At 71.1% G+C, this 19,925-nt stretch carries 22 protein-coding genes; 8 read left to right on the forward strand and 14 right to left on the reverse strand.

Annotated elements, in window-relative coordinates:
* Positions 1–17: 17 nt before the first annotated feature.
* From ABZU76_RS30660 to ABZU76_RS30670, 3 genes are all read right to left on the reverse strand, one after another.
* Positions 18–716, reverse strand: a complete 699-nt coding sequence (locus ABZU76_RS30660) for a hypothetical protein (RefSeq protein WP_354875519.1) — start codon at positions 714–716, stop codon at positions 18–20.
* Between the two features lie 837 nt (positions 717–1,553).
* Positions 1,554–2,183 (reverse strand): SDR family NAD(P)-dependent oxidoreductase, encoded by a 630-nt coding sequence (locus ABZU76_RS30665; RefSeq protein ID WP_354875521.1) that lies wholly within the window; start codon positions 2,181–2,183, stop codon positions 1,554–1,556.
* The gene (locus ABZU76_RS30670) at positions 2,180–2,305 is read right to left on the reverse strand and encodes a hypothetical protein (RefSeq protein ID WP_354875523.1); all 126 of its coding nucleotides are present in this window, start codon (positions 2,303–2,305) and stop codon (positions 2,180–2,182) included. The genes ABZU76_RS30665 and ABZU76_RS30670 overlap by 4 nt, the downstream gene beginning before the upstream one ends.
* A gap of 53 nt (positions 2,306–2,358) precedes the next feature.
* Here ABZU76_RS30670 and ABZU76_RS30675 point away from each other — a divergent pair, with 53 nt between their 5' ends.
* Complete coding sequence (locus ABZU76_RS30675; RefSeq protein WP_354875525.1) at positions 2,359–2,739, forward strand: hypothetical protein; 381 nt, start codon at positions 2,359–2,361, stop codon at positions 2,737–2,739.
* Between the two features lie 108 nt (positions 2,740–2,847).
* On the opposite strand, the gene ligD is transcribed toward ABZU76_RS30675, so the two are convergent.
* Both ligD and ABZU76_RS30685 read right to left on the reverse strand, forming a co-directional pair.
* Positions 2,848–3,849 (reverse strand): non-homologous end-joining DNA ligase, encoded by a 1,002-nt coding sequence (gene ligD, locus ABZU76_RS30680; protein ID WP_354875527.1) that lies wholly within the window; start codon positions 3,847–3,849, stop codon positions 2,848–2,850.
* A 70-nt stretch (positions 3,850–3,919) separates the two neighbouring features.
* On the reverse strand, positions 3,920–5,356 hold the full coding sequence (locus ABZU76_RS30685) for an amidohydrolase family protein (RefSeq protein WP_354875529.1): 1,437 nt from the start codon (positions 5,354–5,356) through the stop codon (positions 3,920–3,922).
* 229 nt (positions 5,357–5,585) lie between these two features.
* Between ABZU76_RS30685 and ABZU76_RS30690 the strand changes: the two genes are divergently transcribed.
* The 4 genes from ABZU76_RS30690 to ABZU76_RS30705 all read left to right on the forward strand — a co-directional run bounded on the left by ABZU76_RS30690 (position 5,586) and on the right by ABZU76_RS30705 (position 9,372).
* Entirely contained in the window at positions 5,586–6,404 is an 819-nt protein-coding gene (locus ABZU76_RS30690; RefSeq protein ID WP_354875531.1) for an IclR family transcriptional regulator C-terminal domain-containing protein, read from the forward strand.
* 96 nt (positions 6,405–6,500) lie between these two features.
* Positions 6,501–7,679, forward strand: a complete 1,179-nt coding sequence (locus tag ABZU76_RS30695; protein ID WP_354875533.1) for a CoA transferase — start codon at positions 6,501–6,503, stop codon at positions 7,677–7,679.
* Positions 7,676–8,476: a citryl-CoA lyase gene (locus tag ABZU76_RS30700; protein WP_354875535.1), complete on the forward strand. Its 801-nt coding sequence runs from the start codon at positions 7,676–7,678 to the stop codon at positions 8,474–8,476. Before ABZU76_RS30695 ends, ABZU76_RS30700 begins: the two co-directional genes overlap by 4 nt.
* A 32-nt stretch (positions 8,477–8,508) precedes the next feature.
* Positions 8,509–9,372 carry a dioxygenase gene (locus tag ABZU76_RS30705; RefSeq protein ID WP_354875537.1) on the forward strand — a complete coding sequence of 288 codons (864 nt, stop codon included), beginning with the start codon at positions 8,509–8,511 and terminating at the stop codon, positions 9,370–9,372.
* 84 nt (positions 9,373–9,456) lie between these two features.
* Here ABZU76_RS30705 and ABZU76_RS30710 read toward each other — a convergent pair whose 3' ends face one another.
* Both ABZU76_RS30710 and ABZU76_RS30715 read right to left on the reverse strand, forming a co-directional pair.
* The gene (locus ABZU76_RS30710; protein WP_354875539.1) at positions 9,457–9,639 is read right to left on the reverse strand and encodes a DUF397 domain-containing protein; all 183 of its coding nucleotides are present in this window, start codon (positions 9,637–9,639) and stop codon (positions 9,457–9,459) included.
* Positions 9,636–10,484 carry a helix-turn-helix transcriptional regulator gene (locus ABZU76_RS30715; protein ID WP_354875541.1) on the reverse strand — a complete coding sequence of 283 codons (849 nt, stop codon included), beginning with the start codon at positions 10,482–10,484 and terminating at the stop codon, positions 9,636–9,638. Before ABZU76_RS30715 ends, ABZU76_RS30710 begins: the two co-directional genes overlap by 4 nt.
* Positions 10,485–10,597: 113 nt before the next feature.
* On the opposite strand from ABZU76_RS30715, the gene ABZU76_RS30720 reads away from it, so the two are divergent.
* From ABZU76_RS30720 to ABZU76_RS30730, 3 genes are all read left to right on the forward strand, one after another.
* Positions 10,598–10,852 carry a hypothetical protein gene (locus tag ABZU76_RS30720; RefSeq protein WP_354875543.1) on the forward strand — a complete coding sequence of 85 codons (255 nt, stop codon included), beginning with the start codon at positions 10,598–10,600 and terminating at the stop codon, positions 10,850–10,852.
* A complete protein-coding gene (locus tag ABZU76_RS30725) occupies positions 10,849–11,475 on the forward strand; it encodes a helix-turn-helix domain-containing protein (RefSeq protein ID WP_354875545.1) in 627 nt (208 codons plus the stop codon). The genes ABZU76_RS30720 and ABZU76_RS30725 overlap by 4 nt, the downstream gene beginning before the upstream one ends.
* 271 nt (positions 11,476–11,746) lie before the next feature.
* A complete protein-coding gene (locus ABZU76_RS30730) occupies positions 11,747–13,123 on the forward strand; it encodes an NADP-dependent succinic semialdehyde dehydrogenase (protein WP_354875547.1) in 1,377 nt (458 codons plus the stop codon).
* Between the two features lie 18 nt (positions 13,124–13,141).
* Here ABZU76_RS30730 and ABZU76_RS30735 read toward each other — a convergent pair whose 3' ends face one another.
* The 7 genes from ABZU76_RS30735 to ABZU76_RS30765 are packed head-to-tail and all read right to left on the reverse strand — an operon-like array spanning position 13,142 to position 19,901.
* Entirely contained in the window at positions 13,142–13,921 is a 780-nt protein-coding gene (locus tag ABZU76_RS30735) for an SDR family NAD(P)-dependent oxidoreductase (RefSeq protein ID WP_354875549.1), read from the reverse strand.
* Between the two features lie 44 nt (positions 13,922–13,965).
* Complete coding sequence (locus ABZU76_RS30740; protein ID WP_354875551.1) at positions 13,966–15,705, reverse strand: biotin carboxylase N-terminal domain-containing protein; 1,740 nt, start codon at positions 15,703–15,705, stop codon at positions 13,966–13,968.
* Positions 15,698–16,621: an LLM class flavin-dependent oxidoreductase gene (locus ABZU76_RS30745; RefSeq protein WP_354875553.1), complete on the reverse strand. Its 924-nt coding sequence runs from the start codon at positions 16,619–16,621 to the stop codon at positions 15,698–15,700. The genes ABZU76_RS30740 and ABZU76_RS30745 overlap by 8 nt, the downstream gene beginning before the upstream one ends.
* Positions 16,621–17,445: a CoA ester lyase gene (locus tag ABZU76_RS30750; protein WP_354875555.1), complete on the reverse strand. Its 825-nt coding sequence runs from the start codon at positions 17,443–17,445 to the stop codon at positions 16,621–16,623. Before ABZU76_RS30750 ends, ABZU76_RS30745 begins: the two co-directional genes overlap by 1 nt.
* A 10-nt stretch (positions 17,446–17,455) precedes the next feature.
* Positions 17,456–18,973 (reverse strand): acyl-CoA carboxylase subunit beta, encoded by a 1,518-nt coding sequence (locus tag ABZU76_RS30755; protein ID WP_354875557.1) that lies wholly within the window; start codon positions 18,971–18,973, stop codon positions 17,456–17,458.
* Complete coding sequence (locus ABZU76_RS30760) at positions 18,970–19,416, reverse strand: MaoC/PaaZ C-terminal domain-containing protein (RefSeq protein ID WP_354875559.1); 447 nt, start codon at positions 19,414–19,416, stop codon at positions 18,970–18,972. The genes ABZU76_RS30755 and ABZU76_RS30760 overlap by 4 nt, the downstream gene beginning before the upstream one ends.
* A complete protein-coding gene (locus ABZU76_RS30765) occupies positions 19,413–19,901 on the reverse strand; it encodes a MaoC family dehydratase (RefSeq protein ID WP_354875561.1) in 489 nt (162 codons plus the stop codon). Before ABZU76_RS30765 ends, ABZU76_RS30760 begins: the two co-directional genes overlap by 4 nt.
* Between the last annotated feature and the right edge of the window lie 24 nt (positions 19,902–19,925).

Raw genomic sequence — 19,925 nt, forward strand, 5'->3', positions numbered from 1 at the left:
CGGCCCGGTCCGCGGTCTCAGTACTGCGGCGGGGTCGGCGTGGTCGGCTCCGGGGCCCGGCTGCGGGGCCGGCCCATCGCGAGCGCGACGATGGCGGCCACGACCAGGACCAGCCCGCCGATGAGGAAGCCGAGCGCGTAGCCGAAGAGGCCCGGCAGGTTCAGGTTGACGCTGAGGCGGGAGTCCACGCCGGGTGTGCCGTCGGCGTTCATCACGACCGCGCGGTAGTCGCCGTCGGTGAGCCGCCAGGTCACGTCCGTCGCCCCGGACGCGACCCAGAACGGCTGGGTGGCCGGCGGGATCGCCAGTGCCGTGCCGTCGCGGCGGACGGCGTCGAGCGCGAACGGGTCGAGGTTGAAGTTGCGCGCCTGCTCGATCGCCACCCCGGTCAGGTACCGGTCGACGTCCGCGGCAGGCCCGATGCCGATGAACAGGCCGGACGAGTTGCCGCCCGTCGCGTGGACGCTCACCGAGGGCGACCCGAGCGCGCGGGTGAGCCGGCCGGTGTCGGTGATCTGCGCCGTGTCGGTCACGATGGCCGCGGTCGGGGTCGTGACGTCGTGCTCCCCCGACTTCAGCGACCCGCCGGAGCCGAACACGAGCAGCAGGACGCCGCCCCCGATGGCCAGGCACACGCCGATCACGAGCACGACCACCGCGATGACGATCACGGCGATCCGCGCGGGGCTGCGGCGCGGCGGATAGGTCTCAGTCATCGGCGCCTCCCCGGCTCGAAGACAGCTCTCGGCAGGCGATCCCCGACCTCACCGGTCCCCGGGTGTCCATTGTGGTCGGTGGTGACCAGGAAGGGCCACGCGGTGGAAACTCACCCGTCGAGCTCGCTGCGCGCCAGTTCCCCGCACGATGTGACGCCGGGCTTCGTGGGGCACGCCACGGCCCGGCGACCGAGGAACATCGGCGCAGCATGAATCGGATGGTAACCCCGGTTTCGGGCACCTCCGGCCGGCTCGGGACCGGGCACCTGCCGGATCCCCGCGCGGCTCGGCGTGGATCCGCGGGGCCGGATTCACCGCGGGCGGCTGGGCACGAGCGTCGCGCACGTCGACGTCCTGGTCGCCTTCTCGGGGATCGATGCCGCTGCCGGCGGCGTGCCGGTGCGTCGGTGATCGGGCCCGACCCATGTGGGCGCGGTTCGGGAATCCTCTTGCGGTGCACCGGTTCGGCGGTGCTCACCAGCTTCGGCCGTCTGGTCCCGCTCGACGTTCGAGCCACGCGATGACGACCCCCGCCGAGCGCCGAGCCGGGCTCGCTCGCGCCGCGGTGCCTGCACCGGCCGTCGGACCGGGTCTCGATCACGTGCGGCCGCGGTGCTGCTGACGGCCTCGTCCGGTGATCGGCTACCGGCTGTGAAAAGTGCATCCGCAACCGGGTGCGTCAGCGCCAGTCGATCGTCACCGGCGGCCAGAGTCCCTGGACGGCAGAGTCGGCGGCGACCAGCCGCCCGCCCGCGTGACGTCGTGGCCCGCGTCGGACAGGCCCGGTGGGCCACGCGATGCCCGCGATCCCGCCGCCGCCCAGGACCAGCGCGCCGGTCACCACGGCAGCTCGCCGTGGCGGTCGGAGAACGTGCCGGTGGGACCGTTCGCGCCGATGCTCGCCAGGCGCACGATCGCGTCGGTGCCCTCGTCGGCCGTCTGGATCCCGTCGCCGCTCATGCCGTGCATCTCGGTCGCGGTGAACCCGGGATCCACCGCGTTCACGCGGATTCCCGGCAGCCCCTTGGCGTACTGCACGGTCAGCATCCCCACCGCCGCCTTCGACGACGCGTACACCGGCAACGGAAACCGCGACTCGTGCCGCTCGGGGTTGTTCACCGTCCCGAACGACCCCAGGCCGCTGCTCACGTTCACGATCACCGGCGCGGCGGACCGGCGCAGCACCGGCAGGAACGCGTGAATCGTCCGGACCACACTGAACACGTTGACGTCGAAGATCTCCCGCATGTGCCCCGCCGTCGCGTCTTCGGGCTTGAGCATGCCCTCGAACGCGCCCGCACAGTTCACGAGCACGTCCAACTCGGTCAACCGGCCGGCCGCCGCGGCAACGGACTCGTCGTCGGTCACATCGAGCTGCAGGAACTTCGCCCCGAGCTGATCCGCGGCCTCGCGGCCTCGCGTGGCGTCCCGCGCTCCGATGTAGACGGTGTGCCCGGCGGCGATCAACCTGCGCGCGGCTTCCCGGCCGAGACCCCTGGCGCCGCCTTGACGAACCCTTCGACCAGGTGGTTAACCGTGGCGCCGATCGTCGCCGCCGGCGTCACCTCGTCGGTCAGCACCCCGGACACGAGCGAGCCCTTCAGCGGGCACGACGAAGAGAGAGTTCTGGCACGATCGCGGCATGGCCCCCGCTCACGACCCGTCCGCGTCGCTGCAACTCCTGGTCGGCCGCAAGATCAGCGCGGTCAGCTTCGTCCGCGACTACGTCGAACTGCATTTCGACGGACCTGTGTTGCGAGCGCTCACGAACCCGTTCGGGATGTATGGCTGCCGCGCATGGCGCTTTCCCGAAGGACAGTCGGTGGTCGTCATGCGCTATTTCGTCGGCAACGTGATCGACGGCTACGAAGTGGTCCCCCACAGCTACCTCGCGGTCGACTCCGGCGAGCATCGCTTCGCCATCCCGCTGGACGACGACTCCCGCAGCGGCCCCGAAGCAGCCCATCTCGTCGGGGTCGACGAAAACGGTCAGCCCGACGCGCGACCGTTGTCGGTCTGGTAGCGAGGACATCGTCGACTGCCTGTCCGCCGCCGACCGCGTCTCGGGGCCGAGACAGCCCGCTGGTGCGATCAGGGCGACAGCGGAACGTCCATCGCACCCGGCACCCGATCAGGTCGACGGAACTTCCACCTCACTCGGCACCCGATCCGGCCTCAACCCCCGCCAAGCCGTGTGCCGAAGCCGCTGGTCTCCCGGTGTCAGACGGCGGTACACCACCTCGCCGACGAGCGAAGGTGCCAGCCAATGCGCCCCCCGGGCCCGGTCTCGGGGCACCACGTTGGCGAACGGGCTCACCGACTGCTCCAGCGGCGCCAGCGTCTCCCGTAGATCCACCAGCATCTGCTCAGTGAACCCCGTCCCCACATCACCCAGGTACAGAAGATCGCCCGTCCCAGGATCGTGCGCGCCGAGAAGCAGCGCACCCAGGGTCGAAGCGCGACGCCCCTGGCCCGGCCGCCAGCCCCCGAGCACGACTTCCGTGGTGCGGATCAGCGGGTGCTTCAGCCACTCCGGGCTCCGCCGGCCCGGGTGGTACTTCGAAGCGCGCGCCTTGACCACCAGGCCTTCGAGCATCGTCTTCTGGGCCACGTCCAGCAGGTCCTGCGGTGACATTCCCTGCGCCGACAAGTCCGTGTGGGAGTAGGACGGGGTGATGGCCGCCAGGCGGCGGTCCCCAGGCGCAAGTGACTCAAGAACACCCCGGCGTTCGTCGTACGGAGCGTCCAAAAGCGAATCACCGCCGAGCCACAGCACGTCGAACACGAAGTACGACACGGAACGCTGGGAACTGTCGTGGTTCTGCAGCAGCCCGAAGTCGGGATGCCCCTGCTCGTCGAGAGCCACGACCTCGCCGTCGAGCACCGCGGGCCGCCCGCCCAGCGCGTCGCCGAACACGCCCAGCAGCTCGGGGAAGCGTCCGGTGAAGTCGTTGTTGTTGCGGCTCGTCAGCACGGTGGTGCCGTCGGCGGCGACGCGCATGATGGAGCGGTAGCCGTCCCACTTGAACTCGTAGGCATAGTCCGGGCTGTCGCGCAGGAGGCCGCCGTCGGGGGTCGCGAGCATCGGCTCGATCGGGGCCGGCACGCGCGACCGCTCAGCACCGCTTGCCATGCCGGCCTCCCGCCTCGGACGTCCCGCTCGCCCCACCGTAAGGCGAACCGAGCGGAAACGTCCACAGTGGTCACCCGCCGTGCGTGCTGCCGCTCTGGTAGTCGGTGTAGGTGTACGGGTTGTCCAGGACCTTCGCCGCGGGGACGTCGGGGTTCATCCCCTGCTCCCAGGCCTCGTCGCCCAGCTGCGCGCGCAGGTGTTCGACCGTCGCGTCCACCGTGCGGCGCACCGCCGCGAGGTCGGCGTCCACGAGCCGGCCGTCGCGCTTCACGATGCGGCCGTCGACCAGCACGGTGTGCACGTCGCCGCGCTGGGCCTGGAACGCGATGTGGCCGTGGGGATTGAGCAGCGGGAACGACACGGGCGAGTGATCGTTTTTCACCAGCACCACGTCGGCCTTCTTGCCGACCTCGACGCTGCCCAGCTCCGCCTCGCGCCCGAGGGCCCTGGCGCCGCCGCGGGTGGCCCACTCCACGACCTGGTCGGCGCGTAGCGCGGCGTGCGTGACGGTATCGCCCTTCGCGTGCGCCTCCAGGTGCTCGCGGGACCGGTCGGCGCCCAGCGTGGTGCGCATGGCGGAGAACAGGTCGCCGCTCCACCACACCGAAGTGTCCATCGACAGCGACACCGGGATGCCGTGCGAGCGCAGCGCCCAGGTGGGCGGGTAGCCCTGGCCCGCGCTCTGCTCGCTCTCGGTGGACACCGACACCGAGCCGCCGGTCGCGGCGATCCGATGGTACGAGTCGGCCGAGAGCGACGCGCCGTGCACGTAGATCGTCTCCGGCGTCATGAAGCCGTGGTCGTGCATGAGGCGGATGCCGTCGTCGCCGGTCGCGCCCCACACGCCCGCGTGTGTGGTCACGGGGACGCCGAGCTCGCGCGCGACCTCGAACGCCGGCTTCTCCGGGAACGCCGGGTCGCCGGTCACGTCGAACGCGAGCTGGAAGCCGAGCATGGGGTCGCCGGTCATGCGGCGCACGACGAACTCGCGGAACTCGGGCGTGGCGGTCCAGTGCGCCGGTGCGTCCTGGATGTTGCCGTACGCCAGCACGAACCGGCCCGGCACGGCCTGCAGCGCGTCCGCGGCCGCGTCGGCGTGCTCGGTCGTCTGCAACCCGTGCGACCAGTCCACTGTGGTCGTCACGCCGGCATCGAGCGCTTCCCAGGCGGACAGCAGGTTGCCCGCGTAGACGTCGGCCGGGCGGAACGTCTTGCCGTGTTCGAGGTAGTACCAGACGAAGTACTGCGTCAGCGTCCAGTCGGCGCCGTAGCCGCGCATCGCCGTCTGCCACATGTGGCGGTGCGTGTCGATCATGCCCGGCATCACGATGCCGCCGGTCGCGTCGATCTCCACGGTGCCTTCGGGCACGGCCAGCTCCGGGCCGACGGCGGTGATCGTGTCGCCGGTGACCAGCACGTCGTGCCCGGGCAGCACGCGGCGGGTGGCGTCGACGGTCAGCACGGTCCCGCCGCGCAGGACGACCGGCCGGCCGGTGGGCTCGCTCATGGCTGCCTCTCTTCCACGCCGGAGCCCCCACGGACCCCTGACGCGTACAATCGTCCGCTTGACGGACAACCAGTGGGGTGCAGACACTTTTGCGCACCGCGGAGCCCCTGTCAATGCCCGGCCGGGCCCCGGCGCCGCGCGAGGCCGGGCGATGCTGTCCGTCTCGCGGACAGCGAGCGGATACGCTTCGCGGGACGCAGTGCCCGCCAGGCCGTGAGGAGGTCGTGCCATGCCACGAGAGGGAACCGGTCCGGACTTCATCGAGGCGCTCGCCCGCGGGCTCGAAGTGATCGCCGCCTTCCGGCCCAACCAGCCGGTGATGACGCTCGCCGAGGTCGCGACCGCCACGAAGCTGGCCCGCCCCACCGCGCGTCGGATCCTGCTGACGCTGGAAGAACTCGGCTACGTGCGCGCGGCCGAGCGTGGTTACGCCCTCACGCCCCGCGTGCTCGAACTCGGCGTCGCCTACGTGCGGTCGATGGGCCTGTGGGACATCGCGCGCCCGCACCTGGAGAAGCTCGTGGCGCAGACGAACGAGTCCTGCTCGATCGCGCAGCTCGACGGGTCCGACATCGTCTACGTGGCCCGGGTTTCGGTGCCGAAGATCGTGTCGCTGGCCGTGCAGATCGGCACCCGGTTCCCGGCGCTGCCGACGTCGCTGGGCAAAGTCCTGCTCGCGGCCTTGTCACCCGAGGAGCTCGAGACCACCCTCGCCGAGCCGACGCGCTCCGGGCTCGTGCCGCGCTGGCAGCCCGGTCACGCCGAGCGCGACGCCGAGCTGCGTGAGGTGCGCGCCCGCGGCTGGGCGCTGACCGACGAGCAGCTCACCCTCGGCATCCGCTCGGTGGCGGCGCCCCTGCGCGACGGGGCCGGTCGCGTGATCGCGAGCGTCAACGTCAACTGCCACGCCGCCGAGACCCCGGTCGACCGCCTGATCGGCCACCACCTGCCACTGCTGCTGCAGGCCGCGGGCGACATCAGCGCGGACTTCGCGCGCCTGCAGGACGTGCCCCACACGGCCGCCGCCGCCGCGCCGGCCGTGTCCTGACCCACGCTTGACCGGCGCGCCGCACTGGCGCAGACTCTCGGTTGGACGACTCAGACGGACATTGGTCCGCCTGACGGACACTAAGAGAGGCGAAGCATGGAAGACTCCCCGGCGGGAGCGGGCACCGGACCGCTGTCGGGGCTGCTGGTGGCGGACTTCTCCCGGGTGCTGGCCGGCCCGTACGCCACGATGCTGCTCGCCGACCTCGGCGCCGAAGTCGTGAAGGTCGAGGGCCCGCAGGGCGACGAGACCCGCACCTGGATGCCGCCGGTGCGCGGCGAGACCTCCACCTACTACCTCGGCGTGAACCGCGGCAAGCGCTCCATCGCCCTTGACCTGCGAGACGAGGCCGACGCGGCGCTCGGGCGCGAGCTCGCCGCCCGGGCCGACGTGCTCATCGAGAACTTCAAGCCCGGCGGCCTCGCCAAGTACGGCCTCGACTACGAAACCGTCCGCGCCCTCAACCCCGGCCTCGTCTACGCGTCGATCACCGGCTTCGGCTCCGGCGCGGGCAGCCACGTGCCCGGTTACGACCTGATGGTGCAGGCGATCTCCGGCCTGATGAGCCTCACCGGCGACCCCGCCGGGCCGCCGTACCGCGCCGGCATCTCCGTGTTCGACGTGATGGCCGGCAACCACGCCGTGATCGGCATCCTCGCCGCGCTGCGCCACCGCGACGCGACCGGCGCCGGCCAGCTCGTGGAGGTCAACCTGCTGTCCTCGGCGCTCACCGGGCTGGTGAACCACAGCTCCGCCTACGTCGCGGGGGGCGTGGTCCCCTACCGGATGGGCAACGCGCACCCCAGCGTGTTCCCGTACGAGCCGCTGCCGACCGCCGACGACGACATCATCGTCGCCGCGGCCAACGACGGCCAGTTCCGCAAGCTGTGCGACGTGCTCGCCATCCCGGAGATCGCCGAAGACCCGCGCTTCGCGCACAACGCCGACCGCACGCGCAACCGCGAGGAGCTGCGCCCGATCCTCGTCGAGCGCCTGGCCGCCCGCGGCGCCGTCGACTGGTTCGAGGCCCTCACGGCCGTGGGCGTGCCGTGCGGCCCGATCTCCACGATCGACGGCGGATTCGCGATGGCCGAGCGGTTCGGGCTCGATCCCGTGGTCGAGGTCGGCGAAGGCGACCGCGCGGTGCCCACGACGCGCCACCCGTTGCGGCTCTCGGCGACCCCGGCGTCCTACCGGCTGCCGCCGCCGCAGCTCGACGAGCACGGCGCCGAGCTGCGCGCCTGGCTCCGTACCCCGCGAGAGGAATCCGAGTGAGCGAACCGCCCGTGTACGAGACGGCGCTCGGAGCGTCGTCGCTCGACAAGATCACCCTGCTCGGCCAGGACCTGGCCCACGACGTGATGGGCAAGGTCGGCTTCGGCGAGCTGGCCTTCTGGCTCGCAACTCAGCGCCGGCCGACGCCGGGCGAGACCCGCGTGTTCGAGGCCGTGCTCGCGGCGCTGGCCGACCACGGCTTCACCCCGACCGCGATCGTCACGCGGCTGACCTACCTGTCCGCGCCCGACTCGATCCAGGGCGCGCTCGCCGCCGGCCTGCTCGGCGGTGGCTCGCGCTTCCTCGGCGTCACCGAGGACTGCGGCCGCTTCCTGCACGAGGTGCTCGCCTCGGCCGGCGACCTCCCCACCGACGACCCGGGCTGGGACACGCTCGCCCTCGAAACCGTTCGCACGAAACGGGAAGCCCGCGAGTTCGTCCCCGGGCTCGGGCACCACGTACACAAGCAGGGCGACCCGCGCACGCCGCGCCTGCTGGAGATCGCCGCCGAGGAAGGGCTCGTCGGCCCGCACCTGGCGCTGTTCACCGCGATCGGCCGCGTGCACCCGCAGGTGCTCGGCAAAACGCTGCCGCTCAACGGCGCGGGCGTCTGCGGCGCGGCGCTGGCCGACCTCGGGCTGCCGCTGGAACTGCTGCGCGGGTTTGCCCTGCTGGCCCGCACGGCCGGGCTCATCGGGCAGCTCGCCGAGGAACTGCGCCACCCCGTGGGCAACGACATCTTTCTCGCGGTAGACCTGAACAACCGGCCCGTGGAGCCGGACCCGTACACGCCCTGACCCCACGGAATCCGGTCGAGAAGAGGACGTCAATGGAGCTCGTCACCGAGGACAACATCACGGAGCTGGCCGCGCGGCGCTGGGGCACCGCGCACGACCCGCGCACGAAGGAGCTGATGACCGCGCTCGTGCGCCACCTGCACGACTTCGCGCGTGAAGTGCGGCTCACCGAGCCGGAGTGGATGGCCGCGATCCAGTGGCTCACCAAGACCGGCCAGATCAGCAACGAGAAGCGCGAGGAGTTCATCCTGGCCTCCGACGTGCTGGGCCTGAGCATGCTCGTCGTGCAGATGAACCACGCCTTCGCGAAGGAAGCCACGCCGGCCACGGTGCTCGGCCCGTTCCACATCGACGGCTCCCCCGAGCTGGACTTCGGCGGCGACATGTCCGACGGCGTCGAGGGCACCCCGCTCTACGTCAGCGGCACCGTCCGCTCCCTCGACGGCGCGCCCGTCGCCGGCGCGCTGCTCGACGTGTGGCAGGCGGACGCCGACGGTGCCTACGAGTCCCAGCTGCCGGAGGTCGACGAGGCCCGGCTGCGCGCGAAGTACACCACTCGCGCCGACGGCACCTACTGCGTGCGCACGATCGCCCCGAAGGGCTATGCGATCCCGATGGACGGCCCCGTCGGCGACCTCATCTCGCGCACCGACATCAGCCACTTCCGCCCGGCCCACGTGCACTTCCTCGTGAACGCCGCCGGGCACCAGCCGCTGATCACGCACCTGTTCCAGGAAGGCGCCCCATACCTCGACAGCGACGTCGTGTTCGGCACCAAACAGGAGCTCGTGGTCACCTTCGAGCCCCGCGAGCCGGGCCCGACGCCCGACGGCGGCGAGTCGGCCGTGCCGTGGGTCGAGGCGCGCTACGACTTCGTCCTGCAACCCGTCGGCTGATCCCGAGAATCCCAGCAGCAGGGACAGCAGGGACAGCAGAAAGCCCCCAGCGCTCACGAGTCGCTGGGGGCCTTCTTGCGCGTGCTACTTGGTGATCGCTTCGGTGAAGGCGACCCACGCGGAGGGCGTGACCGTCAGGTGACCGGTTTCCCGGGCCTTCGTGTCGCGGATGCCCACCGCCGTCGGCAGAACAGCTGCTTCAACACAGTTGCCCGAGCCGTTCGAGTAGCTGGCCTTGATCCACTGACCAGCGAACTTCTCGCTCATGGTGTGCTCCGGTGGTTGTCCCTTGCTCGCTTGACCAGGGTATCGCTGCCGGCGAAGTCCGCAGCTGCCGCCTGCAGGCCCATCCGAGCCTTGCGATAGATCTCCACTTGAGCGGGGTCCTCGATCAGGAGGCCGCCAGTCAACGTGTCGATGTGCGCGAAGGTTGCGCCGTCGGCCAGTTCGAACAAGGTGAACGACGTGCCTATCGCCGCGTGTCCCCGCGAGCGCTTCGGCAAGACCTGCACCTGAATCCCCGGTCGCTTCGCCGCCTCCGAGAGTCGATCCAGCTGCTCGCACATCACCTCCGGCCCACCGACCGGCATGTCCAAGGCAGCCTCGAAGATCACTGCCCAGAGGGGCGCGGAACTTTGACTTTGCCGGTCGAGGCGCAACTTCACTCGCCGCTCGACCTCGGCATGGGTCGCGTTCGGCAAGTCGGCGCGGATCACCGCCGCCGCGTATCCCGCCGTCTGCAGCCGCCCCGGGATGAGTGTCTCCTGGAACTCGAAGATCTCGCGAGCATCGCTCTCCAGTTCAAGGAAGTCAGCGAAGGTCCCCAGGCCGTTGTCCTCGCCCGCAGCGTCGTGCCACCACCCGCGCTGCTTGGCAGACCGCGCGAGTTTCACCAAGGCATTCGCGGTCTCCTCACTCGCGCCCAGTGCCTTGGCCAGCGCATAAGTGTCATCGCCGCTGACCTGAAATCGGAACGTTTCGATTCGAGAAACCTTGGCTTCGCTGAATCCCGCAGCTTCGCCGGCCTCGGCAAGCGTCATTCCGGCATCGAGCCGCAGCCGCTTCAACGCACCCACCAACCGGCGCCGGCGAAGAGAAGGTGCGTTGGCCATGGACTACTCCTATCGAGTGGACTGAAGGCTCAGCATGAATGCAAGACTTGCACTTTTACTGAGTTGTACACCAGTGTAGCGATCAACACAGGGGCACCAGGAAGGGGTTGGTCTTGGAGACAAAGAGCATCAGCGGGGTCGCCGAGGCCATGTTCGCCGTGCATTTCTGGGCGGGAGACACGCGTAACCACCGGTACCTGCGCGCTCAGCTGGAAGACGAGGAACGGGACACCTTCAGCCCCGGCTGCACGCAGAACGGCTTCGTCATTCCCGCGCGGTGGGCGTTCCGCTCCGAACTGTCGCGGGAACTCGGCGACGACCGTGACAGGGCACGCGACTGCCGCACCTGCTTCCGGCGGCCGCGATGACCGCGCTGGTCCAGCGGTCGGCGCTCGAGCAACTCGACATCGTCGCCGCGCGGCTCGAAGAGATCCGCGTCGCCGAGGGCCTCACCCTGCGGGAAGCGGGGCGGATCCTCGGCATGCTCGCCGGCAACATCCACTCGCTGCGCACCCGGGCCCGCACCAGCCAGACCCTGCCGACCCTCGACGCCTACGCCTGCCACCTCGGCTACCGCCTGCACGTCGTTCTCGTCGAAGACGACCCGGGACAACGCCGCCCGCCCTGGCGCGAGCGCATGCCCCACGGCGACAACGCCGGCGACGCCCAGGCGATGTCCGAACTGTGGCAGCTCCTGCAGCACCTGCACATGCTGCGCCAGAAGGCCGGCCTGACCCGCGACGAGGTCGCCGAAACCCTCGGCATCAGCCCACTCACCTTGTGGCGCCTGGAAAACAACCCCGGCGCCGCCGATGCGGCCTTCACCAACGTGCTGCTCTACTCCCGCTTCTACGGCTACACCGTCCAATTCCACCTCGCCGAGCCGCTGGAGGTGACGGCGATCGGCAAATGGATGCGCGACGACGGCTCAGTGATCTACGACGGCAACCCCGAAACCGGCGACGACGAAGACCACCCCGACGACGAATGATCTCCCGGCTGCCGCGTGCTGACCCCGATCAGGCGCGGCAGCCGGGTTCCCACTCCCGCCAAGGGCGGGCTGAGCCGAAGCCTCCAGGGACTCACGAGCCTGGGGGCTTCGTGCTGCGGCCTGTCTGCCGCTGGTTTGCCTGCCGCTGGTTTGCCTGCCGCTGGTTCGTCAGCCACTGGTTTGCCTGCCACTGGGGCCGGGAAGACCTAGGCTCGTGCTGGGGACGGCCCGCGCGGCCGCACCGCGACGAGGAGAAGGGACGGCTCCGCCCATGGCGATCGCCACCATCAACCCCGCGACCGGGGAGACGGTCAAGACGTTCACCGAGCTGACCGAGGCCGAGGTCCGGGACAGGATCGGGATCGCGCACGAGCAGTGGCAGACCTACCGGCGCACCACGTTCGCCGAGCGCGCCGCGCTGCTGCACGCCACCGCCGACCTTCTCGAAAAAGAAGCCGACGACGTCGCGCGGATGATGACGACCGAGATGGGCAAGACGCTCGCCTCGGCTCGCGCGGAGGCGCTGAAGTCCGCCAAGGGCATGCGGTACTACGCCGACCACGCGCAAGAGTTCCTCGCGGACGAGCCGCTGCCGGACCCGTCGGTGGTCGGCGCGTCGCGCGCACTGGGCCGCTACCAGCCGCTCGGGGTGGTACTGGCCGTGATGCCGTGGAATTTCCCGCTGTGGCAGGTGATGCGCTTCGCCGCGCCCGCGCTGATGGCGGGCAACGTCGGGCTGCTCAAGCACGCGTCCAACGTGCCGCAGTGCGCCCTGTACCTCGAGGACGTGTTCCGGCGCGGCGGATTCGGCGAAGGCTGCTTCCAGACGCTGCTGGTCTCCTCGCGCCAGGTCGAGCCGATCCTGCGTGACGCGCGCGTCGCCGCCGCCACGCTCACCGGCAGCGAGCCGGCCGGGCGCTCGGTCGCCGCGATCTGCGGTGACGAGGTGAAGCACACCGTGCTGGAACTGGGCGGCAGCGACCCGTTCGTGGTGATGCCCTCGGCCGACCTCGACCGCGCGGCCGAGACCGCCGTGACGGCGCGCACGCAGAACAACGGCCAGTCGTGCATCGCGGCGAAGCGCTTCATCGTGCACACCGACATCTACGACGAGTTCGCCAGGAAGTTCGTGCAGCGGATGCGCGCGCTGACCGTCGGCGATCCGTTCGACGACACCACGAACGTCGGGCCGCTGGCCACGGAACAGGGCCGCACCGACGTCGAGGAACTGGTGGACGAGGCCGTTTCCGCGGGCGCCACCGTGCTGTGCGGCGGGAAACGCCCGGATGGCCCGGGCTGGTTCTACCCGCCGACGGTGATCACCGACATCACGCGCGAGATGCGCATCTTCACCGAAGAGGTGTTCGGCCCGGTTGCCTCGCTCTACCGCGTGGCGGACCTCGACGAGGCGCTGGAGATCGCGAACGCGACGTCGTTCGGCCTCGGGTCCAACGCGTGGACCGAGGACGCCGGCGAGATCGAGCGGTTCATCGACGACCTCGACGCCGGGCAGGTGTTCATCAACGGCATGACGGTGTCCTACCCGGAGCTGCCGTTCGGCGGCGTGAAGCGCTCGGGTTACGGCCGCGAGCTGTCGTCGCACGGGATCCGGGAGTTCTGCAACCTCAAGACGGTCTGGGTCGGCTGACGCTCGCGGGCCCGGGCGTCAGAGCACGCCCGGGTACGCCCCGCCGTCGATGAGCAGGCTCTGGCCGGTGAGGAACCCCGCCTGCGCCGAGCACAGGTAGGCGCACGCCGCGCCGAACTCCGCGGGCTCGCCGAACCGGCCTGCGGGGATCGCCGCGCGCTGCCGGTCCGCGACGGCTTCCGGCGTCACTCCCGCGTTCGCAGCCGCCGTTTCCTGACCCGAACGCAGGCGGCGGGTGTCGAACGAGCCGGGCAGCAGGAAGTTGATCGTCACGTTGGCGTGCGCGACGGACCGGGCGACGCCGGCGAGGAACCCGGTGAGGCCGGCCCGCGCGCCGCTGGAGAGGTCGAGCCCGGCGAGCGGCATCTTGACCGAGCCGGACGTGATGTTCACGATCCGGCCGAACCGGCGTTCCACCATGCCGTCGACGACTTGCTGCACCAGCCGGATCGGCGTGGCCATGTTGGCGCGCACGCCGGCGAACAGCGCGTCTTCGTCGACCTCGCGGAAGTCGCGGAACGGCGGACCGGCGTTGTTGTTCACGAGGATGTCGACCGGTCCCGCGGCCGACAGCAGCGCGTCCTGCACGGCGTGGTCGCCGAGGTCGCCCGCCACGGGCACCACCGTGGCGCCCGTTTCCGCCGCGAGCTCCGTGGCCGCGGCGCGCGTCGAGTCCTCCGAGCGCCCGTTGACGACGACGGTGCAGCCCGCCCGCGCGAGCTCCACCGCGCAGGCCCGCCCGAGGCCCTGGGTCGACGCGCACACCACGGCCGTGCGGCCGGCGATTCCGAGATCCACGAGCCTGCTCCCCTGCCGTACCAACGGAAAGTCCCCAGTGGACCTTACCCGGCGATCTCGCAGAGCACCTCGCCCTGGGCGCGGCTGTCGCCGACCGCCACCGCGAGCCCCGTGACCACGCCGGATTTGTGCGCCTTCACCGGGTTCTCCATCTTCATCGCCTCCACGACGGCGATGAGGTCACCGGCCTCGACGGTGTCGCCCTCGGCCACGGCGAGCTTCACGACCGTGCCCTGCATCGGCGTCGTCACCGCGTCGCCGGACACGGCGCTCGCGCGCGGGCCGAGTGCCACGGCCGCGGAAGCCGCGCGGATCTCGTCGGCCCGGCTGCCCACTTCCGACAGACCGGGCAAGGACACCCGCAGGGCACGGCCGCCGACGGAGATCGACACCTTGCCGTCGTCGACGGGTTCGGCGGAGTACTCGAGCAGGGTGTTGGCGAAGTCCTCCTCGATCCAACGCGTGTGGACGGTGAACCCGTCCTCGGCCGTGAACGCCGGGTCGCGCACCACGGCGCGGTGGAACGGCACCACGGTCGCGAGGCCCTCCACCGCCAGCTCGGCCAGCGCCCGGCGGCTGCGCGCCAGGGCCGTCGCGCGGTCGGGCCCCGAGACGATCAGCTTGGCCAGCATGGAGTCGAACTGTCCACCCACGACGCTGCCCGCCTCGACGCCCGAGTCGAGCCTGATGCCGGGGCCCTCGGGCACGTCGAAGCGGCGCACGGTGCCCGGCATCGGGAGGAAGCCGCGGCCCGGGTCCTCGCCGTTGATGCGGAACTCGAACGCGTGCCCGCGAGGTTCCGGATCGGCCATGGTCAGCCGCTCGCCGCGGGCAATGCGGAACTGCTCCAGCACGAGGTCGAGACCCGTCGTCTCCTCGGTCACGGGGTGCTCGACCTGCAGGCGGGTGTTGACCTCGAGGAACGAGATCGTACCGTCGGTGCCGACGAGGTATTCGACGGTGCCCGCGCCGAGGTATCCCGCCGCGGCGCAGATCTGCTTGGCGGAAGAGTGGATCAGCGCGCGCTGCTCGGCGCTCAGGAACGGCGCTGGGGCTTCCTCCACCAGCTTCTGGTGACGGCGCTGCAACGAGCAGTCGCGGGTGCCGGCCACGACGACCGTGCCGTACGCGTCGGCGAGCACCTGCGCCTCGACGTGCCGGGGGTGGTCGAGGTAGCGCTCGACGAAACACTCGCCCCGGCCGAAGGCCGCGACGGCTTCGCGCGTGGCGGACTCGAACAGCTCGGGAATCTCTTCGAGCGTGCGTGCGACCTTGAGCCCGCGACCCCCACCGCCGAACGCCGCCTTGATCGCCACCGGCAGCCCGTGCTCGCGCGCGAACGCCACGACCTCCTCGGCCGACGCCGCCGGTTCCTCGGTGCCCGGCACCAGTGGCGCGCCGACGGACCGGGCGATCTTGCGCGCGGTCACCTTGTCGCCGAGGTCGCGGATCGCCTGCGGCCCCGGGCCGATCCACACGAGACCGGCGTCGAGCACGGCCTGGGCGAAGGCGGCGTTCTCCGAGAGGAACCCGTAGCCGGGGTGCACGGCGTCGGCGCCGCTGACCTTGGCGACGTCGAGGATCTTGTCGATGTCCAAATAGGACTCCGCGGCCGTGCTGCCGTGCAGCGCGTAGGCCTCGTCGGCGAGTCGGGTGTGCGGTGCCCGGGCGTCCGGATCGGCGTAGACGGCGACCGAAGCCAGCCCGGCGTCGCGCGCGGCGCGGATCACGCGGACCGCGATCTCGCCCCGGTTCGCGACCAGGACCTTGGTGAACTCAGACACGGGACATCCCCCTCTCCCGGATCCCCGGGAGGACCTCGGTGGCGAACAGGTCGATCGCGCGGTCGGGATCCGCGCACGCGGGCGCGAAGATCACGCTCTCGGCACCCGCTTCGGCGTACTCCGCCAGCCGCTCACGCACGCGCGCCGGCGTGCCGAACAACAGGTAACGGTCGGCGTGGCCCTCGAAGTCCTGGCGGTAGGTCCCGCTCACGGCCGACACCACCTCACGCCGGGCCCGGTCGCCGTCGGTGTCCACACTGGACCACAGGTACACGCCGCCGCGAATGTCCTCGGGCCGCCGCCCGTACCCCACGGCCAGCTCCCGCACCTGCGCCAGGCTGTCGCGCAGCCGATCCGGCGCGACCAGGTAGGGCAGCCAGCCGTCACCGTGCCGTGCGGCCCGCCGCATCGCCGCGCGCCGCCGGCCACCGACCCACACCGGCGGCCGACGGTCGGGCACCGGCTGGAGCTTCTGATCCTTGATGGTCGTGAACTCGCCGTGGAACGTCACCGGGCCCCCCGCGAGCAGCCGGTCGAGCACCTCGAGGGCCTCGTCGGTCCGGCGGCCGCGCTCGGCCAGCGGCACGCCGACGGCCTCGAACTCCGGCGGATGCTCACCGCCCACGCCGACCCCCAGCTCGAACCGGCCGCGCGACACCGCCGCGAGCGTCGCCACGAGCTTCGCCGCCAGCGCCGCCGGATACACCGGCAGGATCGTGAGCGCGCTCATCAGCCCGAGCCGCTCGGTCGCCCCGGCCGCCGCGGCGAGCCCGACGAAGGCGTTGGTCATCGGCCCGTGGAAGAACACGTGCTCACCGCAACAGAAGAAGTCGAACCCGGCTTCCTCGGCCCTGCGCGCGACTGCGGGGATCTCCCCCGGATCGCCCGCGGGCGGGAACATCAACCCGACGCGCATCACACCTCCCCCGGCACGCGCGCCAGCACTGTGCGCGCCATGCGGACGTGGACGTCGTCGACCATCTGGCCGTCGACGACGGCGACGCCGGAGTCGGCGGCGGCCAGGACGGCGCGCGCGTGGGCGACCTCGTCCGCGGCGGGTGTGAAGACCTCGTGCGCCAATTCGACCTGGCGGGGGTGCACGCAGATCTTGCCCGTGTAGCCGATCGCGCGGCCCTGGTGGGCGTCGGCGCGGAAGCGGTCGTCGTCGCGGATCGAGACGACGGCCTGGTCCACTGTGGACATTCCGCACAGATGGGCGGCCAATCGCACTTCACTGCGGGCGTACAAGACCTCGTCCCCGCGGGCGGTGCGGACGCCGCCGATGTCGGCGATGTAGTCCTCCGCTCCGAAGTAGACGGAGTCGATCCCGGCGCGCAGCAGATCGCGGCAGAACGCCACTCCGCGCACGGTCTCCAGCCCGGCGATCACCGGCACGTCGGGACCGACCCGCGCCCGCACCGCGTCGATCTCCTCGCGCCGCTCGTACTTGGGCAGCACCACTCCGACGCCGCCCAGCGAAGCCACCGCGGCCAGGTCGTCCGCGAACCACGGCGAGGTGACGGGGTTGACCCGCACCAGCACCGTCGTCGAAGGGCCGGCGTCGAAGTCCGCCAGCGCGGCCACGGTCGTCGCCCGCGCTTCGGCCTTCTGCGCGGCGGGCACGGCGTCCTCGAGGTCGACCACGGCCGCGTCGGGCGCGATCGCCGGGATCTTCGCGATCATCGCCGCTTTCGAGCCCGGCATGAACAGCAGACTGCGGGGCACCAGTCCGTCCGACATCAAAGCTCCCTCACACCGGGCTGATCAGGTGGTGACGGCGGTGGCCCGAACGCTCCCAGCTCCCGGCCGCGCGCAGGCGGCCCAGCAGCTCGGCCCGCAGCGCCTCCGGTTTCACCACCGTGTCGACGTGCAGCTCACCGGCCAGCCGCAGCAACGTGAAGTCCGCGGCCTGCTCGGCGACGCGCGCGGCCACGAACGCCTCGCGTTCGGCCGGGTCCTCGATCGCCGCGATCTTGTTGGCGTACACCGCGTTCGCCGACGCCTCGGGGGACATGGTGCCGATCGTCGCGGTCGGCAGCGCGATCGTGGCGCGCGGTTCGAAGCCCGGCGCGCACATCGCGTAGAAGCCGGCCGCGTACGCCTTGCGCAGCACCACGGTGAACTTCGGCACCTCGGCGCTCGCCATCGCCGCGACCATTTTCGCACCGTGCCGGATGATCCCCTGTCGCTCCACCGCGACGCCGACCATGAAGCCCGGCACGTCCTGCAGGAACACCAGCGGCACGTTGAACGCGTCGCACATCGACACGAACCGCGCCGCCTTGTCGGCCGAGTCCACGAAGATCGCGCCGCTGCGCACCGACGGCTGGTTCGCGACCAGCCCGACGGTCTGCCCGCCCAGGCGCGCGAAGCCCGTCACCATCTCCTCGGCCCACGCGGACTTGATCTCGAAGAAGCTCCCGGCGTCGACCAGCCGCAGGATCACGTCGCGCACGTCGTAGGCCGCGTTGGGGTCCTCCGGGATCAGGCCGTCGGGCCAGTCCGGGATCTCCGGCGCCACGGCCTCGGCGCGGGCAGGGGCCGAGCGCCAGTCGTCGGGCAAGTACGACAGCAGCAGCCGCGCCGCCGCGATCACCTGCCAGTCCTCGTCGAACACCTCGTCGCCGCAGCCGGAAACGGTGGCGTGCATGGTCGCGCCGCCCATCTCCTCCAGCGTGGTGCGCTCGCCGGTCACCTTCTCCGCGACGCGCGGCGAGGCCAGGTACATCGACGCGTTGCCCGCGACCATTCCGACCCAGTCGGTGAACGCCGGCATGTATGCGCCGCCCGCGGCCGAAGGCCCGTGCAGGCAGCAGATCTGCGGCACCCGCCCGGAAAGCTTCACCTGCAGCTGGAAGATCCGCGACGCCCCGCGCCGCCCGGAGAAGAAGCCGAGCTGGTCGGTGAGCCGCCCGCCGGCGGAGTCGACGAGGTAGAACACCGGCAGCAGGTCACGGTCGGCGCGCTCCAGGATGCGCACCTGCTTCTCGCACGTCAGCTCGCCCCACGACCCGGCCTTCACCGAGAAGTCGTGGGCGATCACGGCGACCGGCCGGCCCTCGACCGTGCCGACGCCGGTGAGCACGCCGTCGGCGGGCAGGCCGTCGCCCGACGCGTCAGCGAGCAACCCGTCCTCCACCCAGCTGCCGGGGTCGAGCAGCAGCGCGATCCGTTCTCGCACCGGGAGCTTGTTCGGCCAGCGGCTCGCGTCGCCGCCCGCCAGCGCGATCTCTTCGGCCGTCTCGAGCTCGGCCGTCACCTCGCTCATCGCGCTGCCTCCTCCGTGACCACGAGGGTCTTCAGCGACGCCGCCAGCACGGTTTCGCCACGCTGGTTGAGGATCCGGAACGCGGAGGTGACCACGCCCTTGCCGTCGCCGCGCGGGGTCAGCTCGGTGACCTCGGTCTCGACGTGGATCGTGTCGCCCACGCGCACCGGCGTGACGAACCGCAGCCGGTCGATGCCGTAGAACGCCTTCATCGCCTCGGGCCAGAACGTGACCAGGCCCAGCGCGACCGACAGCGACAGCGCGCCGTGCGCCACGCGGCCGCCGAACACCGGGTCGGCGCCGAAGTACTCGGCGTCGGTGTGCGCCGGGTGCCAGTCGCCGGTGAACATGGCGAACTGCACGATGTCGGTCTCGGTGATCGTGCGGGCCCGGCTGACGTGAGTGTCGCCCACCTTGATCCGGTCGAAGTACTCGGTGATCACGCGGCATCCCCCACTGGTCGGCGGTGCATCAGGCCGGTGCGCTTGGCCCGGCACACCAGTTCGTCGCGCTGGTTGTAGGCGCGGTGCTCGAACACGACGATCCCGGCGTTCGGCCGCGACTTCGAGGCGCGGGCCTCCACGACCTCGCTCTCCACGCGGATCGTGTCGCCCGCGAATACCGGCTTCGGGAACTCCACGTCGGACATCCCGAGCTGCGCCACGATCGTGCCCAGCGTGAGCTCGTACACCGAGAGCCCGACCACCAGCGCGATCGTGAACATGCTGTTCACCAGCGGCTTGCCGAACTCGGAGCGCGAGGCGTAGTCGGCGTCGAGGTGCATCGGCGCCGGGTTCATCGTCATGGTCGTGAACAGCACGTTGTCGGTCTCGGTCACGGTGCGCCGCGTCGCGTGCCGCACCACGGTGCCGACTTCAAGCTGTTCGAACCACCGGCCCGAGACCGGGCGATCGGTGTCTGTGCTCATGGTTTACCTTTCCGCGCCGGGCCA

This window comes from Amycolatopsis sp. NPDC005232 (assembly GCF_040607795.1).
GTDB lineage: Bacteria > Actinomycetota > Actinomycetes > Mycobacteriales > Pseudonocardiaceae > Amycolatopsis.